This window comes from Longimicrobiaceae bacterium (genome assembly GCA_036375715.1).
In the GTDB taxonomy this organism is placed as follows: Bacteria; Gemmatimonadota; Gemmatimonadetes; order Longimicrobiales; family Longimicrobiaceae; genus DASVBS01.
This window is the reverse complement of sequence record DASVBS010000079.1, coordinates 115,452-132,408: the sequence shown is the minus strand read 5'-3', so window position 1 is coordinate 132,408 and position 16,957 is coordinate 115,452. Positions and strand designations below refer to the sequence as shown.

The window sequence follows — 16,957 nt, the reverse complement described above, 5'->3', positions numbered from 1 at the left end:
CGCAGCTCGGCCACACCGGCAAACCGATGAATCGCTTCGTATCTGGAGGTGTTCGTGGACCCCTTGCAGAACCAGATGGCGCCCGACTTCACGCTGACCGCCCACGACGGGTCCAAGGTGACCCTGTCCGACCTGCGCGGTCAGCGCGTGATACTCTACTTCTATCCTCGCGCGGACACGCCGGGCTGCACCGCGCAGGCGTGCGAATTCCGTGACCTGCAGCCGCAGATTCGCGAGCGGGGTGCGGTGATCCTCGGGGTGAGTCCCGATAGCGTCAAGGACGTTCGAGCCTTCCACGACAAGTACTCGCTGCCCTTCACCCTGCTGGCGGACGAGGACCACCGCGTCGCCGAGGCCTACGGCGTATGGAAGAAGAAGCAGATGTTTGGCAACGAGTTCATGGGCGTGGAGCGCTCCACCTTCCTGATCGGGGAGGACGGGAGGATCGAGCAGGTGTACCGCGGCGTCAAACCCGAGGGCCACGCCCAGGAGCTCCTCGACGTGCTGAAAGGCTGATCGCCGATCCGGTGAGCTGATTCGGTGGTCGATCCACCTCGTGGAAGGGAGAGGAATCGAGATGCGCCCTGGAGCGCGTTACGGTTGGGAGTGGACGACCACCGCGGGATTGCTCGTCAGCGCTTCGCGCGCAGCTCTGGCCCCCCTGCTGTTGCTGACCGCCTGTGCCACGCCACCGGAGGTCCCGGCGGCGCGAGACCCTCTTCCCGCCCAACCGGCTGATCCCGCGCCCGTATCCACCCCGGCGGCGCAGAGACTGGAGACCCGCATCCACCAACTCGTAAACGCGCGGCGCACGGAGCGGGGCCTGCCCCCCCTGCGGTGGGATCCTCGCATCGCCGACGTTGCGCGCGCGCACAGCCGCGCCATGGCCAGCGGGCGAATTCCCTTTGGACACCAGGGTTTTGACGCGCGGGCAAGCGCCGTCCGTAGCTTCCTTCCCCTGGCGTCCATGGCAGAGAACGTCGCCTATGACAGCCGATCGGGCGACCGGCTCGCCGCGAGGGTGGTCGACGACTGGCTCGCCAGCTCGAGACACCGCGAGAACATCGAGGGCGATTTCACCGATACCGGGATCGGTGCGGCCCGCGCCCAGGACGGGCTCTACTACTTCACCCAGATCTTCGTGCGGCGCGCGCCCGAGACGGAGCGAAGCGATTGAGGGAGGCAAACCCCCGGCGGCGTGTGGGACCGACCGGGGGTTTCGCCGAGGGCGTCCGCCCTCCTCGCAGGGCGACCTGAATCCCCAGCTTTTTCACCATGCTGTCTTGAGGCGCCGCGACAGCTCCCGAGCGTCAGGGCGCCGTATCTGCCTCCGCCCTGCTCGACTGGCCGCACCAGGGCCAGACGCGGGTTTCGAGCATCTGCCAGATGCTGTCCGCCTCCTCCTCATCCGCACCGCGTATCCGCGGACGCTCCCGCCGCCGATTGTTGAGGCTGAACAGCTCGCAGGCCTCTGCCTGCTGTGTGGTGGAGAGAAGCCTGCCCACCGCCTCGCTGGCGGCGCGGTTGTTGTCGCGGATCTGCTCGAGAATCGGCGTTCCCTCCTCGTCGAGCACCATCCCCATCCGGTTCCGGGTCGGGACAGCGCGTTCCTCCAGCTCGTCGATGAGGTCCGAGTTCTTCTGCTCGAGGTCGACCGCGATGGAGTCGAGCTGCTCGATCTGCTGCGAGGTGAGCTCCAGCCTGTCGCGATGCCCGATGAGGGCATAAACGGGCGGCGGCTGCAGCATCGTCGGCGTGACCACCGTGGGTCCCGGACCCGGGGGCGGGGCGGGCGTTCCGCACGCGGCGAGGCCCAGAGTCAGAAGAATCAGATTCCGCTTCATCGATGAGTCCATTCCCGAAGAACGTGGAGGCCTCCCGGCGCAGACGACACAAGACGAGAGGTGCAGTGTAGGAGTGCCGACGCGCCCCGTCGGGGCGCGGGCACCGAACCCAATGAAGGATTGCTCATGGCCCAACCGCAAGGATCCGCGCTCGCGGCGCCCACAGGCGCGACGAAGAAGCGGCCTTCCGCCGCCGTCGTCTGGCGCGAAGCGCGCGACCTGCTACGCGAACACAGGAAGCACCTCGCGATCGGCTTCTTGCTGATGTTGGTCAGCCGCGCCGCCGGCCTCGTCACGCCTGCCAGCTCGAAGTACTTCCTCGATGATGTTATCGGCAGGGGACGGACAGATCTGCTCCTGCCCCTCGCGGGGGCGGTCGGCGCGGCTACGCTCGTCCAGGCCCTCACCGCGTTCCTGAACTCGCAGGTGATCAGCGTCACCGGACAACGGGCCATCACGCGGATGCGTCGCAAGGTGGAGGCCCGGGTAGTCCGCCTGCCGGTTCGCTTCTTCGACAGCACACAAACCGGGATCCTCATCTCCCGCATCATGACCGATGCCGAAGGCATCCGGAACCTGGTGGGGACCGGGATCATCCAGCTCGTGGGAAGCGTTCTCACCTCGCTGTTTGCGTTGGTCTGGCTGTTCTGGATCAACTGGCGTTTGACCATTGCCATCCTGGTGCTACTGATCGTCTTCGGGGCCACGATGAGCCTGGCCTTCTCGCGCCTGCGCCCGATCTTCCGCGAGCGCGGCGCGATCAACGCCGAAGTTACCGGCCGGCTGGCGGAGACTCTGGGCGGCATCCGCATCATCAAGGCATACAGCACCGAGAAGCGCGAGGATCGGGTCTTCACCCGCGGTGCCCACCGGCTCTTTCGCAATATCGCCAGCACCATCACCGGGACATCCGCCGTCGGCGCGTTCGGCACGGTGGTCGTGGGGGCAATCGGCGTGCTGGTGATCCTGATCGGCGGCCGCTCGCTCGCCAGCGGCGAGATGACCATCGGGGGCCTCTTCTCCTACGTCATCTTTACCGGCTTGATGGCCGCGCCGATCATCCAGATCGCGTCGATCGGCACGCAGATCAGCGAGGCTTTCGCCGGTCTCGACCGCATCCGCGAGATCATGCAGATGTCTACCGAGGCCGACGAGGACCACGGGCGGTCGCCGCTCGGACGGATCGAGGGAGAGGTGGAGTTCCGGGATGTCTCATTTGAGTACACTCCGGGCGTGCCGGTGCTCCGCAACGTCAGTTTCCGGGCACCCGCCGGATCCACCACCGCGCTCGTCGGCTCGAGCGGCTCGGGAAAGAGCACGCTCATCAGCCTGGTGATGGCGTTCAATCGCCCAATGACCGGCTCGGTGATCGTGGACGGTCACAACCTCGAGAACGTTCGACTCCGCGATTACCGGACCCAACTGGGCGTGGTGCTGCAGGAGAACTTCCTCTTCGACGGCACAGTCTACGACAACATCCGCTTCGCCCGACCGGACGCGTCTCAGGAAGAGGTGGAGGAAGCCGCGCGCATCGCGCACTGCGACGAGTTCGTGCGCGGCTTCCCGGACGGCTACGACACGATCGTGGGTGAGCGCGGAATCAAGCTCTCCGGTGGCCAGCGCCAGCGCATCGCCATCGCGCGGGCGATCCTGGCCGACCCGCGCATCCTCATCCTCGACGAGGCCACGAGCAGCCTGGACAGCGAGAGTGAGGCAATGATCCAGGACGGCCTCCGTCGGCTGCGGCACGGACGAACCACCTTCGTGATCGCGCACCGCCTGTCGACGATTCGCAGCGCCGACCAGATTCTCGTGCTCGAGGAGGGGAGAATCGTCGAGCGCGGGACGCACGCGGAGCTCATGGCCCTCGGCGGCCGCTACCGCGAGCTGCACGACCGCCAGTACGCCTGGGAGACCGATCGCTTCGTGAACCCCGGGGAGGAACTGGCGGGGGAGGACGCCCCTGATCCACTGGCAGTCTAGGCGGCCGCGGCAGACAGGTTGCGACGCCCTCGGCGGCCCGAGCTTTCCCATCTGCTCGGGCCCCTTCCGTTGTCAGAATTCGCGCACGGCGAGCGCCGGGCCGCTGCCGACCGGGGTGGCGAAGCGCTCGGAGAGGTCGAGCCTCTCGAGCAGCCAGCGGCCACGCTGGAAGGCGACCTGGCAGACGAACTCGTAGCGGACGCGTCGCCCGTCCTCACGCGTCTCGTCCACGAACGACGCGATGCGGTAACGACCGTCCGCGAGCGTGATCAGTTCGCTCTGCTCGGGGCCCGGAAAGGTCTCGACCGAGAACGTGCCTTCCATTCGACGGGCGACCTGCCGCACGCAGTAGAAGTAAGCTCCGGCTTCGGTTTCGGCGGGCGCGAACGAAGAGGCTGCAGATGGGAGGTGTTCCGCCGCGAAGGTGGCGTACCAGTCGGCCAGCCGCGGGGCGTTGCGGTATCCGATCCCCAGGCCAGGTAGCAATGCCGCCACGATGACTGTTCCCCACAGCGAGCGCCGCCTCCACCACCGCGCGCCACCTCCCGGCGACATCGCCGCCCGCATCGACCAGCCGCAGTGGACGCAGCGCCTTGCCGCGTAGGGAAGCGTTCGCTCACAGTGGGGGCATCGTTTCCGCGGCATGCTGGTCCTCCAGGGAGTGGGCCGATCCGGCTGCGGGGCACGCCCTGTAACAGCATGACTTATACCAGCTTAGAGGGCTTCCTTGCGAAGTCTTTCGAGCTCTTCTTCCAGCTCCTCGTCGACAGAGCGGCGGGTGAGAATTTCGGCCAGAATGACCGCCACCAGCTGCGCCATGAAGAGCGCCGCGAGCACCAGCTCGATGTCGCCGTTGCCCCGATCGTTGAGCAGATACACCGTGGCCAGAGAGGCGAGAATGGATGCGAAGAGGGCGAAGCGGAAGCTTCCGCGGCTTCCCATCAGGCGGTGGAGGGCGAAGGGGGTGAGAGCGACGGTGGAGGCCGTGGCCAGATAGAGCTTTTCGAAGTCGTTCTCGTTCAGAGCCTCGACCGCCACGAGCCAGATGGCGCCGAAGAGCACGAAGGAGACCGTGGTCACCAGGAAGTTCCAGAGACCGATGGCCGCCTCGCGCACCCACCCGCGCCTGGGCACGGGGCGCATCGACGCGGAGCTGATGCCAGGCGGCGACGTGGCGATGCGCTGATTGAACTGGATCACCTCGCGCGGTGGAGGCGGACCGCTCGAGACCAGAGGGGGGCGAGAAACGGGAGTGACGAACCGCGTGCCGGGGCGCGCGGTCACCTCCACGCTCGGATGAAGGGCCGGCTTCCCGTTCGATTCGGCGACCAGCAGCGTGCGGTCGACATCGGCGAACGACGGACGCTCCGCGATCGGTTCGAAGCTGGGATCCGACGGCAGGGCATAGCCGATTGCCTCGGCAAACGCCCCCGCATTGGCGAAGCGATCCGCGGGGGAGGGCGCCAGAGCCCGCTCGAGGCAGATTCGCACCGCGGTCGGCAACCCCGCCACGCGCGACAGGTCCGTCGCTACGGCGTGCGCCACCTGCTCGATCTGCTCACGAGGGTCCGTGGTGTGGAACGCGCGGCGGCCGGTCAGTAGCTGGAAGCCGACCGCGCCGAGGCTGAAGACGTCGGTGGCAGGGGTCAGCGTCTGCTCGCCACGGAGTTGCTCGGGGGATGCATAGGCCGGAGAGAAGGGCGAGCGCCCGAATGCGGTGAGGTGGGTCATCGTCTCGCCGTCCACCGCGGCGATCTCGGCGATACCGAAATCGAGCACGCGCACCTGCACCTCCCCTACCCGATCTCCTGGCTCGAGAAAGAGGTTGCCAGGCTTGACGTCACGATGGATGAGCCCGGCGCGATGGCCGGCCCCCAGGCCTCGGGCGGCCTGGTAAAGGATCTGCAGCGTGGTGGAGAGAGCCGGTGGGCCTTTGCGCGCGAGGCGGGTCGCGAGGTCCTCCCCTCGCAGCAGCTCCATGACCAGGAAATCCAGCCCCAGCTCGCCGTCGGTTCCGTAGTCGTAAACGGCTACCACGTGTGGGTGGTGCAGCGCCGCCGCGGCCCGAGCCTCGCGCTGGAAGCGGGCACGCAAGCGTTCGTGCGCCACCACATCGGGCGCGGCGACGCTGATCACCTTCACCGCGACCGCGCGGTTGAGCCGAAGATCGCGCGCCCGGTACACCGCACCCATACCGCCGCGCCCGATGACTTCGTCGATGCGGTATCGGTCGACCAGGGTGCGACCGGCGAGCAGACCCTCGATTCCGTACATCTGTGAGGCCGCGAAGGGCCCGGGAGCGGGGGCGGCAGCACTCGTCGCCTCCCCGCGGTCCGGCGGGCGGGACCTGTCTTCCCGTGTACTTACGCATAACTATTGGAGAAGATTCTCCGCAGCAAGAAAAACGTTGCCCGGGGCGATGACATTTCTCCAACCGGTACGCTAGGGCTCGGAGAAGAGGCGCAGCTGGCCGCCCGGATCGGGTCGGCGGAAGGCGGCGGTGGAGAGCGAGGGGCGCTCCTGGTCCAGGCCCTCCCGGCGGATCACGGCCTGGAACATGGCGCGCATCTGCTCCCAGTACGGTCCGGATCCTCGCATGCGCGATCCGAAGCGTGGGTCGTTCAGCCGCCCCCCTCTGATCTCCCGGATCCGGTTGAGCACCCGCTCCTTGCGCTCGGGAAAGTGATCCGAGAGCCAGCGCTGGAAGATCTCGGCAACGGCGCCTGGCAAGCGCAGAGGGATGAACCCCGCAGAGCGGGCACCGGCCGCCGCCGCGGCGGAGAGAATCGAGGGAACCTCATGGTCGTTGAGCCCGGGAATGACCGGAGCCACCATCACGTTCACCGGGACTCCCGCCCTGGAGAGCGTTTCCACTGCGGCCAGCCGCCGCTTGGGAATGGATGTACGCGGCTCCATGACCCGCTGGAGCTTGGGGTCCAGACTGGTGATAGAGATGTTGACGATCGCGGCCTGGTGAGACGCGAGTTCCGCTAGCAGGTCGACGTCGCGGGTCACCAGGTGGTTCTTGGTGATGATCGCGATCGGATTACGAAACTCCGCCAGCACCTCGAGACACCCGCGGGTAATACGGAAGCGCCGCTCCGCCGGCTGGTACGGGTCGGTCACCCCGCTCATGATGATCGGCTCCGGATTCCAGCGCGGCGAAGAGAGCTCCGCCCTCAGCAGCTCGGGAGCTTCCAGCTTGACGAAGATCTTCGACTCGAAGTCCAGACCGGCGGAGAGGCCGAGATACTCATGGTTCGGTCGGGCAAAGCAGTACGCGCAGCCGTGACTGCACCCACGGTAGGGATTCAACCCCACATCGAAGGGAACGTCGGGGCTGTTGTTCCGCGTGAGAACGGTGCGGGCGGCATCGCGGAAATACTGCGTAGTCCGCCACGGATCGGGCTCATCCGGATCTTGCCACTCCGGATCCGGCTCGTACGAGAGCCGCTCGAAGCGATTGGGAGGATTGAAGCTCGCCCCGCGCCCATGAATCGGGAGGTACTGCATGCGCTGAAGATACCCGAATAAACACCGAAGCGCAAGTCGGGCGCGTGCGGCACCTTCGTCTTGGCCTGATGGTACACATGGGTCTGAGGATCCTGGCGAGCAACCCGATGACGGCGAAGATGAACGAAAGGGAGGAGCAGGTCATCCTGGTGGATGCAGCGGACCAACCGATCGGTGCCGCCGGCAAGATGGAGGCGCACCGAGAGGGCGCGCTGCATCGCGCCTTCTCGGTCTTCGCAGTGAACCCGCGAGGCGAGATCCTGCTGCAGCGCCGAGCCGAGGGGAAGTACCACGGAGGAGGTCTCTGGTCGAACAGCTGCTGCGGACACCCGCGGCCGGGAGAGGCGACGCTCGCCGCCGCCGGCCGCCGCCTGCGTGAGGAGCTCCGCGTCGATGCCGAGCTCGAGCCGGTGTTCGTCTTCACCTATCGGGCCGAGATGGAGGGCGGATTGATCGAACACGAGATCGACCACGTCTTCGTGGGCGAGATCGATCAGGATCCCGATCCGGACCCGGCGGAGGTGAGCGAGTGGCGCTGGGTCACACCCCACCAGATCCGTGCGGAGCTACGTTCCTCGCCTGACTCGTTCACCCCCTGGTTTCGTGCCGCCTTCGAGGGATTCGAACAGCGACCCCGCCGCGCGCGCACACTGCGCAACTGAGCGCCAACCGCGGACACCAACGTGAAGAGAGCACACGAACTGAGGACGAGCCTCCGGGCGGGTGGAACTCTCCCGCTGATCCTTCTCCTGACCCTCGGGGCCTGCCGCGCCAGCCCCGCGGTCCAGGCGGAGCCGACGGAGCGCGTCCAGAGCGTCGTCGACGACCTCGAGCCGGCGACTGATACGCTCCGCATCACCCAGCTCCAACAGGAGCTGGATGGCTCCCGTCGCAACGCCATCGTGCTCGCGGCCGAGCGGGTGGGCCCCGCCGTCGTCAGTGTGAACACTGTCCGGCGCGAGCGGGTGATGCCCCGCTCCATTTTCGAGCAGCTTTTGATCCCGCACGGCTACGAGCAACAAAGCGCGGGGATGGGCTCCGGGTTCATCATCCACGAGAGCGGGCTGGTGGTCACGAATGAGCACGTCGTGCGGGGCGCGACCGAGATCTTCGTCACCCTTCCCGATGGACGCGACTTCGACGCGACCATCGTCGGGGTGGACGAGACGACCGATCTGGCGGTGCTGCAGCTCGACCTGAGCACGAACCAGAGTGGCCCGCTTCCAGTCGCTCCCCTGGGGACCAGCGAAGACCTGCTCATCGGTGAGTGGGTGGTGGCGATCGGGAATCCGCTCGGGTTCCTGCTGGCCAACACCGAGCCGACCGTCACGGTGGGGGTGGTGAGCGCCGTGGGGCGCAACATCATTCCCAACGGCGACTCGCGGGGCTACTACCTCGACATGATCCAGACCGACGCGTCCATCAACCCGGGCAACTCCGGCGGGCCGCTGGTGAACGGGCTCGGACAGGTGATCGGCGTGAACTCGTCGATCATTTCCCAGGGGGGTGGAAGTGAGGGACTCGGCTTCGCGATCCCCATCGACCGGGTCCGGCGGGTGGTTCGCGATCTGGTCGAAAACGGAGCAGTGCGGCACGCGTGGATCGGTGCCGACGTGGAGCCGATGAATCGCCAGATTCGCCGCCGGAGCGACGTCCGTATCGCGCGGGTGGTGCCGGGCTCACCCGCGGACCGAGCCGGCCTGCGCGTGGGAATGGTGGTATCGAGCGCCGCCGGCCGAGAGATCCGCACTCCGCTGGACTGGCAGGCGGCGATGCTGCGGAGCCGGGTGGGAGAACCGATGGAGATCGTGGTCTCCGAGCCGCGGAGCGCTACCTTCCGGGTGGTCCCGGCCGACCTTCCCTCGGTCAGTGCCGAGCGAATTCAGGCCCTGAACGGCTTCCAGCTGATCACTGTGACGCCGGCGATTCAGGCGGAGCGTGGAGTGCGGAGCGACCAGGGAGCACTGATCGTCGATCTGCCGGAAAACGCACAGGGATTGGGGCTGCGTGAGGGAGACGTCATTCTACAGATCAACCGCATGCGGATACGCTCGGCGGAAGAGGCGGCGGCCGCGCTGCAGAGCGTGGGGCGCGGCGCCGTCATCATGTACTTCGAGCGTAACGGCCAGCTGGGCTCGGCCCAGTTCCTCATTCGCTGATCACGGCGAGAAGCCGTGATCCACTTCAGGGGGCATCGATGAAGGACCGCATGGGGCGCGCAGGGCGCGCCCTTCTCGCCAGCCTGCTCCTCGGGGCCACGGTCTCGACGGTGAGCGCACAGAGCAGCGTCAACGCTCCGCCACGCCTCCACGGCATCGACACGACGACTTTCGACCGGTCAATCCGCCCGCAGGACGACTTCTTCCGCTTCGCCAACGGCCGCTGGCTGCAGACCGCCAAGATCCCGAACGACCGCGCCACCTACGGCGCCTTCGTCGAGCTGGATGACCGGAGCCGCGAGGCACTCCGTGCCATCCTCGAGGAGTCGGCGGCTGCCGGCCACCCCGCCGGCTCGATTCCGCAGAAGGTGGGGGACTTCTACGCCAGCTTCATGGACTCCGCGGCGGTCGAGCGGCTCGGAATCCAGCCGCTTCGGTCCGAGCTGGAGCGCATCGAAGCGCTGCGGGATCACGCGGAGCTGCCGGAGCTGCTGGCTCATCTGGCCGAGATCGGCGTGCAGAGTCCGATCAGCCTGTACGTGAGCCTCGACGCGCGGCAGGCCACACGCTACGTGGTATACCTGAGCCAGTCGGGTCTGGGGCTTCCCGATCGCGACTACTACCTGCGCGAGGACGAGAAGCTGATCGCGGCGCAAAAGGCTTACCAGGCCTACGCGGAGACGTTGCTGCGGCTGGTGGGGTCGAGCGACCCCGCAGGCGGGGCGGAGCGAGTGCTCACCTTCGAGACGGCGCTAGCGGAGCGGCACTGGGATCGGACCCGTAACCGAGACCGCGAGGCAACCTACAACGCCTTCACATTGGAGCAGCTGGACAGGAACGCAGAGCACTTCTCCTGGTCAACCTTCTTGACCGACCTTCAGGCGGACAGGACCCCGATCCTGGTCGTGCGTCAGCCCGACTACTTCCAGGCGCTGGACAGCCTGGTCGCCACGACCCCGTTGGAGACCTGGAGGGACTACCTGACGGTCAAGCTCCTCGACGCCTACGCGGAGTATCTGAGCAGCGAATTCGACAGAGCGCGCTTCGAGTATCGCGGGCGGACGCTCCAGGGGTTGGCCGAGCAGATGCCGCGCTGGCGTCGCGGGGTGCAGGCTACGGAGACCGCTCTCGGCATGCAGTTGGGCCAACTCTACGTGGAACGCCACTTCCGGGCGGAAGCGAAGGAGCGAATGGACGAGTTGGTCCGGAACCTCCTGGCTGCGTTCCGTGACGGCATCGACCAGCTCGAGTGGATGAGCCCGGCCACCCGCGAGGAGGCCCAGCAGAAGCTGGCCAAGATCAGGGTGAAGATCGGTTACCCGGAGGTGTGGCCCGAGCACGAAGGGCTGGAGGTCCGCCGCGGCGACCTGGTCGGCAACGTGATGCGGGCGAGGCGCTTCCAGTTCGAGGACATGATCAGCGACCTGGGCCAGCCCATCGACGAGCACAAGTGGGCGATGACGCCTCAGACGGTCAACGCGTACTACCACCCCACCCTCAACGAGATCGTCTTCCCCGCGGCGATTCTGCAGCCCCCCTTCTTCGATGTGGAGGCTGACGACGCCGTGAACTACGGCGCCATCGGGGCCGTGATCGGGCACGAGATCAGTCACGGCTTCGACGACCAGGGTCGCCGATCGGACGGAGACGGCAACCTGCGCGACTGGTGGACTCCCGAGGACGCCGCGGCCTTCGAGGCGCGGGCGAACCGGCTGGCGGAGCAGTACTCCGCCTACGAGCCGCTCGACGGGATGCGCATCAACGGACGCCTGACCCTCGGGGAGAACATCGGCGACCTCAGCGGGCTCGCGGTGGCCTATGACGCGTATCAGCGCTCACTCGGGGGGAAGGAGCCCCCCGTCATCAACGGTCTCACCGGCGATCAGCGCTTCTTCCTCGGCTGGGCGCAGATCTGGAGGACCCTTTACCGTGACGAAGCGTTGCGGCAGCGCTTGTTGACGGATCCGCATTCGCCCGGCGAGTTCCGGGTCAACGGTGTGCTCCGCAATCTCGACGAATTCCATGCGGCATTCAACGTCCAGCCCGGCGACGGGATGTACTTGCCGCCCGAAGAGCGGGTAAAAATCTGGTAGTCCACGCACCTGTTCGTCCCGAGAAGGCGGTGGGAGCGCCCGCGCACCACCGCCCCGGGGGCGGTTTCCGCAATCCGTGGCCCACGGCCAACGGTGACCGACAGCCGAGCGTCCTGCGCTGGTGGTGGGAGCGGCGACGCCAGGAGCTCCCGCCCGACCCCGCGCCCGATGCGTTCCCGCGAGGGCGCCCTCGCATCGAGTACCCGCGGGCGCGGCCCGGCACGCTGACCGCCACCTGGGTCGGTCACTCCACCTTTCTGCTGCAGGTGGGGCCGCTCAACGTCCTCACCGACCCGGTGTGGAGTGAGCGCGCCTCCCCGTTCCGTGCCGCCGGGCCGAAGCGATTCACACCGCCGGGCGTGCCTTTCGAGGACCTTCCCCCGATCGACGCGGTTCTGCTCTCACACGACCACTACGACCATCTGGACGATCCCACAGTCCGGGCACTCGTCAGGCGGTATGGCGACGAGATCACCTGGTTCACCCCGCTCGGCTACGCGGATTGGTTCGGGCGACGCGGCGTGCGGCGGCTGGTGGAGCTGGACTGGTGGCAGACGGCGACCCTCGGTGAGCTCGAGGTTCGCTGCCTCCCCGCGCAGCACTGGAGCTCTCGCTCACCCTTTGTCCGCTTCCAGCGCCTCTGGGGATCCTGGTCCCTGCGCGCGAACGATGGGTTCGCCGTCTACTTCGGAGGAGACAGCGGCTGGTTCCCCGGGTACGAACAGATCGGGCAGAGCACAGGACCTTTCGACCTGGTGCTGATGCCGATCGGAGCGTACGAACCGCGCTGGTTCATGCGCCAGGCGCATATGAACCCGGAGGAGGCCGTCCGAGCATACCTCGAACTGGGGGGTCGGGGAGTTCTGGGGGCCATGCACTGGGGCACCTTCCGACTCACCGACGAAGATCCGCTCGAACCGCCCCGACGCCTGCGTGAGGCCTGGATCTCAGCCGGTCAGAAGGAAGCCGACCTGTGGATTGCGCGGCATGGGGACACGTGGACGAACCGCGCTGATTGGAGCCTGGAGGGACTCGCGGGGGGGCCGAGGCGCCTTGATCCTTGATCGAGCTTGGCGGCGTGGGTACACTGCTGATTGACACCCCGCCATACAGCCCGGAGGACGCCATGCCCTCGATCCGCCCCAGCGAGTGCCCCGCCTGCGGCCACGAAGGGATCTGTCGAGCCGCTCGAGCCGCGACCCGCGCGGATTCCAGCTCGCGCCGCGACATTCGGGCGGAGGTGTGGACCTGCCGGCTGTGCGGCTACACCTGGTCTGATCGCGGACCCCAGCGGCGACGTCCCTCGGAAGGAATCGACTTCGCTCACCCCTGAGACTCGGCCTCCGCCGAGCCTTCCCGCAATTGTCTCTTCAGGTCCTCCAGCTCGCGCGGCAGCGGTGCGTGCAGCTCGATGCTGTTGCCCGAAATGGGGTGTCGAAAGGAAAGGTAGGCCGCGTGGAGCGCCTGCCGGCCCGATGGCAGCCGCCTTCCGCCGTAGCGTGCGTCCCCGATGACCGGGTGCCCCAGGTGAGACAGGTGCACCCGGATCTGGTGAGTCCGGCCGGTCTCGAGCTGTAGCCGGAGGAGCGCCGCGTCGGTGTAGCGCTCGAGCACGCGGAAGCGGGTGAGGGCGGGATCTCCTCCCTTCACTGCCACCGCCCTCAGGTTCGGGTCCTCAGGGTGCGGACCGATGGGCGCGTCGATCTCCCCTTCGCTCGGCAGGGTGGCCCCGTGGACCAGCGCCAGGTACTCGCGCCTGAGTCGTCGCTTTCGTAGCTGACGGTCGAGCGCCTGATGCGCGAACGCGTGCTTAGCCACCAGCAGCAGGCCGGACGTTCCTCTGTCCAGTCGGTGGACAGGTCGAACACGCCTGCGCACGCCGCCGCTGAGCAGATGATGGATGATGCCGTGCGCCAGAGTTGGCTCGCTCTGCACCCGGACGGGATGGACGAGCAGACCGGCCGGCTTGTCCACGACCAGCAGATGCTCGTCCTCGAAGGCAATCGCCAGCTCCATCGGCACCGGCGAGAGGCCGGGATCCTCCTCCCCCGCAATGCGAACGGCCACGACGTCCCCGGCGCGAACCGGACCCTTCAGATAGGACGCCCGTCCGTTCACCAGAAGTCCACCGGTGCGCGTCAAGCGCTGGAGCATCCGCCGCGAGATCCCCACACTCCTGATCAGAACCTCCTGGAGAGGGCGCCCCGCCTCCGCTTCCGACACGATGTGGCGAATCCAGACGTCCCCTTTCCGTCCTCGTTCTGAGGAACGGCCCCGGCCACGCGCAGGGCGGCTCATAGGCGTATCCCGCGGCCGAGTGCAGCCGCCCTGCGATATTCGTTTCGCACTCGCTCCCTGCCGTCAGCGAGTGCGCACGAGCTGAAGCCTCAGCCGACTCGGAAGGGGCGAGTCCTCGTCTCCGATCTGGACATTCCCCACCTCCCCAGTAGGCACCTCCACCCGGACGAACGCGCTCCCCCACGGGGCGAGCTGCAACGTCATGGCATCGTCTGGCCCGAGCTCACGACTCTGGAGCTGGTAGCCGTCGGGGTTCAGCAGATTCAGCACGTCGCGGACGTTCCAACTGGGGTGCGTATACCTGCTGTCTACACCGATCACGTGGTCGTCCGTGAAGACACTCAGCGCATTGTCCGCGAACCAATCCCGCGGATCGACACCGAACACGTTGGCGAGGTTCTCGAGACCGGCGGTGGGAGAATCCACCAGCTCGGAGAGCAGAGTCTGCACGTCGCCGCCGTGTCTATCGAGCGCATAGCGCAGGAAGTGCCAGCTCGCGCCGCGGGTCGCCAGGTCCTCATCCGACTGGAACGGCCCCTCCGCTTCGACGTCGCGCAGATAGACGTCGAGGCGGAGCAGGTTGGCAAGGGCGTATCGGTTCGCCGCATCGACCGTACGCTCGCTGGCCCTCAGATCGGAGGAGTCCAGGTTCCGCTCGGGCGTGAGCCCGGAAGCGTGGTAGAATACTACCTCCTCAGCGATGTGGGAGAGCCCCTCGTTCAGCCAAGGCTCCTCCCACACCGTCGCCTCGTTGACGAAGATTCGTCGGGAGGCATTGATGAGGTGCTGAAGCTCATGGGCGATCGTGCCGGCGGTTACCTGCTCGACGAAATCGATGCTGCGAGCGTTCCCGTTGATGGTGCCCTCGGGATCCGGCGCAAGCATATAGAACATCTCCCGCTCGTTGCTGCCGGCGCAGGTCTCCCGCGGGAACAGGTCTCCGGCCCAGAAGAACCCTCCCACGAACCCTTCACTCCCCTCCGGGGTCAGCTCGTTGACCGCGCGGGTGTAGAAGATCACCACGCGGGTCTCGCCGTTCATCCCCGCCGGCTCGCCGAAGTGGCTCGTGACGACGGGGTGCAGGAGGGTATCGTAGAGTACTCCGAAGCGGGCATAGACCTCCCGGCTGAAGTCCCCCGGGTTGGAGGTGTCCGCCACCACGATCGACCTTTCGCCCACGAATTCGACGCGCCCGATGCGCACGGACGGCGCCTCGCAGTCGGTGGACGTGCTGAGGTCGAGAAGGTCTCCCACCTCGAGCGACGGAAGGGCGCGCTGGCGGGTCAGGCCCAACCCGCCCGCCCGCGCGCCGACAGGGGACAGGCGCTCACGTTCCTTCCTCCGCAGTCGGCTCTCGAATTCCCGGTCGATGGGCAGCGCCTGGCGCGCCGCGGCCGAGAGCGTGCGGGCGCCGAAAACCTGCTCCTGCCCGCTCACGCTTGGCGTCGCAAGCCGTTCCCCGCTGATTGCCGCTGTCGCGCCCAGGCTATCCGCATTGACTGCCTGGAGCACATACTGCGCGCCGCCCGAGAGGCAGAGCGTCAGGATGCCAGCGCCCTCGAAGTTGCGCACTTCCCCGACGGACATGCTGATGCCGCCGCTCTCGCACTCAACAGGCTTGGAGGCGGCGCGCACCTCGACGGCAATAGTCGCGGAGACCTTGCCCGCACTCGCCGTCACAACCGCGCGGCCCACCCCCACGGCGATCAGGAGGCCCGCGGAGTCGACGCGCACGACGCTGGAGGGCATCGCCTTCCAACCAATCGGAGGCGAGATCTCGTCGCCCTCCGTGTCGATTACCGTCGCCTCCAGCCGGACGGTGTCCCCCTGGCCGAGCGTGGGCACCTCTTTGATCTCGATCGACGCCGGTGTCTGCAGGACCTCCACCTGAATGGTGTCCGACGCGCTCGAGACGGACCCGACGATGCGCGCCTTGCCCGGCTTGCGCCCCGATACCACTCCCGTGGCGGTCACGCTGGCGATGGCTGTATCCAGGCTCTCCCAGACCACAGCGGTAGAATCCAGCTTGCCCGAAGGATCGTCGACCGTGGCGGAGGCCTGATAGGACTCGCCCACCTCGATTGATCGGGTGGCTGGAGATAGCGAGATAGTCGGCTCCGGCTCCGGCCCGACGCTGTCGCTGCAAGCGGCGAGGACGGTCCAGACTCCGACGAGTAAGATCCGGTACGGCTTATACTGCATCATCGAGCCTCCATCCGGCATGCTGGTCTACCGCTGCGTCCTGCACTCTTCCTCGGTAGCCGGGGAAGATCGCGGCGGCGCGCACGCCGGCTGGAAAGCCCCGCTTCCCCGACAGAAGCTGCCTCTTTGGGACTTTCGGCGTTGAGCGCCTGCGGGTATCAGCTTTGTTCCTTCTCAAGGTATCTCCTCAGGGCGACTGCAGCGCCTCGGGAGGAGAAGCGTCGCGCCTCTCCACCTCACCCGCGAGGGCGCGCAGGATATCCGTCGTGGTCACGATCCCCCGCAGCTGTCCGTCGTCCAGCACGAGGGCGCGATGCGCGCCGCTCTGCAGGAGGAAACGCGCAAGCTCGGGAATCGTGGCTCCCTCGCGCACGCTGAAGACCGCCGGGGTCATGATGTCGCGCACGAGGATTCCTTCCAGAATGCCTTCCAGGCGGCGCAGAAGCGTCGTGCTCACCCGATCGGGATGGAAGTAGCCGCCCAGTTTCGGCTCCGGCTCCTCGGGCAGATACCAGGCCGGCGCTTCGTTCCGCTCGGCGGCGAACCGGATCAGGTCGCGCCCCGAGACCACCCCGAGCACCCGTCCCTCCGCGTCTACTACCGGTACCCCGCCGATCTCGTAGTAGTCCAACAGCTCCATCAGCTCGCGAGCAGTGGCGTCGGGGCCGATGGTGACGACCTCCGTCTGCATCAGATCGCGAACCCGAAGAGCTTCGAGCGTCTCGATTCCAGACATGTTGCTCCTCCTCCGAAAGCGGTCCCAGGTGGGGTGACGGGTGTAGTGGAATGTCCAGCATGAGGTGCGCCGGGGAGGTGGGGGGCGGGAGGTGGGGACCGGAGACAAGCAGTGACAAGGTGACAAGGT

15 protein-coding genes are annotated in these 16,957 nt (G+C 67.1%); 8 read left to right on the top strand and 7 right to left on the bottom strand.

The annotated features are described in order from the left end of the window. Positions 1–54 precede the first annotated feature (54 nt). The gene (gene bcp, locus VF167_17020; protein ID HEX6927129.1) at positions 55–516 is read left to right on the top strand and encodes a thioredoxin-dependent thiol peroxidase; all 462 of its coding nucleotides are present in this window, start codon (positions 55–57) and stop codon (positions 514–516) included. Positions 517–577: 61 nt separating this feature from the next. Continuing rightward, the gene (locus VF167_17015; GenBank protein HEX6927128.1) at positions 578–1,177 is read left to right on the top strand and encodes a CAP domain-containing protein; all 600 of its coding nucleotides are present in this window, start codon (positions 578–580) and stop codon (positions 1,175–1,177) included. Between the two features lie 133 nt (positions 1,178–1,310). Here VF167_17015 and VF167_17010 read toward each other — a convergent pair whose 3' ends face one another. Then, positions 1,311–1,844, bottom strand: coding sequence for a hypothetical protein (locus VF167_17010; protein HEX6927127.1), 534 nt, complete (start codon positions 1,842–1,844; stop codon positions 1,311–1,313). Between the two features lie 126 nt (positions 1,845–1,970). Between VF167_17010 and VF167_17005 the strand changes: the two genes are divergently transcribed. Continuing rightward, a complete protein-coding gene (locus VF167_17005; GenBank protein ID HEX6927126.1) occupies positions 1,971–3,827 on the top strand; it encodes an ABC transporter ATP-binding protein in 1,857 nt (618 codons plus the stop codon). A 72-nt stretch (positions 3,828–3,899) separates the two neighbouring features. Here VF167_17005 and VF167_17000 read toward each other — a convergent pair whose 3' ends face one another. The 3 genes from VF167_17000 to VF167_16990 all read right to left on the bottom strand — a co-directional run bounded on the left by VF167_17000 (position 3,900) and on the right by VF167_16990 (position 7,340). Then, positions 3,900–4,472 (bottom strand): zinc ribbon domain-containing protein, encoded by a 573-nt coding sequence (locus VF167_17000; protein HEX6927125.1) that lies wholly within the window; start codon positions 4,470–4,472, stop codon positions 3,900–3,902. Between the two features lie 69 nt (positions 4,473–4,541). Beyond that, the gene (locus VF167_16995; protein HEX6927124.1) at positions 4,542–6,101 is read right to left on the bottom strand and encodes a serine/threonine-protein kinase; all 1,560 of its coding nucleotides are present in this window, start codon (positions 6,099–6,101) and stop codon (positions 4,542–4,544) included. Between the two features lie 168 nt (positions 6,102–6,269). Next, positions 6,270–7,340 (bottom strand): PA0069 family radical SAM protein, encoded by a 1,071-nt coding sequence (locus VF167_16990; GenBank protein HEX6927123.1) that lies wholly within the window; start codon positions 7,338–7,340, stop codon positions 6,270–6,272. A 77-nt stretch (positions 7,341–7,417) separates the two neighbouring features. Between VF167_16990 and idi the strand changes: the two genes are divergently transcribed. From idi to VF167_16965, 5 genes are all read left to right on the top strand, one after another. Beyond that, entirely contained in the window at positions 7,418–8,002 is a 585-nt protein-coding gene (gene idi, locus VF167_16985) for an isopentenyl-diphosphate Delta-isomerase (GenBank protein HEX6927122.1), read from the top strand. A gap of 21 nt (positions 8,003–8,023) precedes the next feature. Then, positions 8,024–9,499, top strand: a complete 1,476-nt coding sequence (locus tag VF167_16980; GenBank protein ID HEX6927121.1) for a trypsin-like peptidase domain-containing protein — start codon at positions 8,024–8,026, stop codon at positions 9,497–9,499. Positions 9,500–9,537: 38 nt separating this feature from the next. Continuing rightward, positions 9,538–11,592 carry a M13 family metallopeptidase gene (locus VF167_16975; protein HEX6927120.1) on the top strand — a complete coding sequence of 685 codons (2,055 nt, stop codon included), beginning with the start codon at positions 9,538–9,540 and terminating at the stop codon, positions 11,590–11,592. 29 nt (positions 11,593–11,621) lie between these two features. Continuing rightward, positions 11,622–12,656 (top strand): MBL fold metallo-hydrolase, encoded by a 1,035-nt coding sequence (locus VF167_16970; GenBank protein ID HEX6927119.1) that lies wholly within the window; start codon positions 11,622–11,624, stop codon positions 12,654–12,656. A 62-nt stretch (positions 12,657–12,718) separates the two neighbouring features. Further along, the gene (locus tag VF167_16965; GenBank protein ID HEX6927118.1) at positions 12,719–12,925 is read left to right on the top strand and encodes a hypothetical protein; all 207 of its coding nucleotides are present in this window, start codon (positions 12,719–12,721) and stop codon (positions 12,923–12,925) included. Here VF167_16965 and VF167_16960 read toward each other — a convergent pair. The 3 genes from VF167_16960 to VF167_16950 all read right to left on the bottom strand — a co-directional run bounded on the left by VF167_16960 (position 12,916) and on the right by VF167_16950 (position 16,828). Further along, on the bottom strand, positions 12,916–13,890 hold the full coding sequence (locus VF167_16960) for an RluA family pseudouridine synthase (GenBank protein ID HEX6927117.1): 975 nt from the start codon (positions 13,888–13,890) through the stop codon (positions 12,916–12,918). The genes VF167_16965 and VF167_16960 overlap by 10 nt on opposite strands. 63 nt (positions 13,891–13,953) lie before the next feature. Further along, positions 13,954–16,095, bottom strand: coding sequence for an Ig-like domain-containing protein (locus tag VF167_16955; protein ID HEX6927116.1), 2,142 nt, complete (start codon positions 16,093–16,095; stop codon positions 13,954–13,956). A gap of 184 nt (positions 16,096–16,279) precedes the next feature. Continuing rightward, on the bottom strand, positions 16,280–16,828 hold the full coding sequence (locus tag VF167_16950) for a CBS domain-containing protein (protein ID HEX6927115.1): 549 nt from the start codon (positions 16,826–16,828) through the stop codon (positions 16,280–16,282). Positions 16,829–16,957 lie beyond the last annotated feature (129 nt).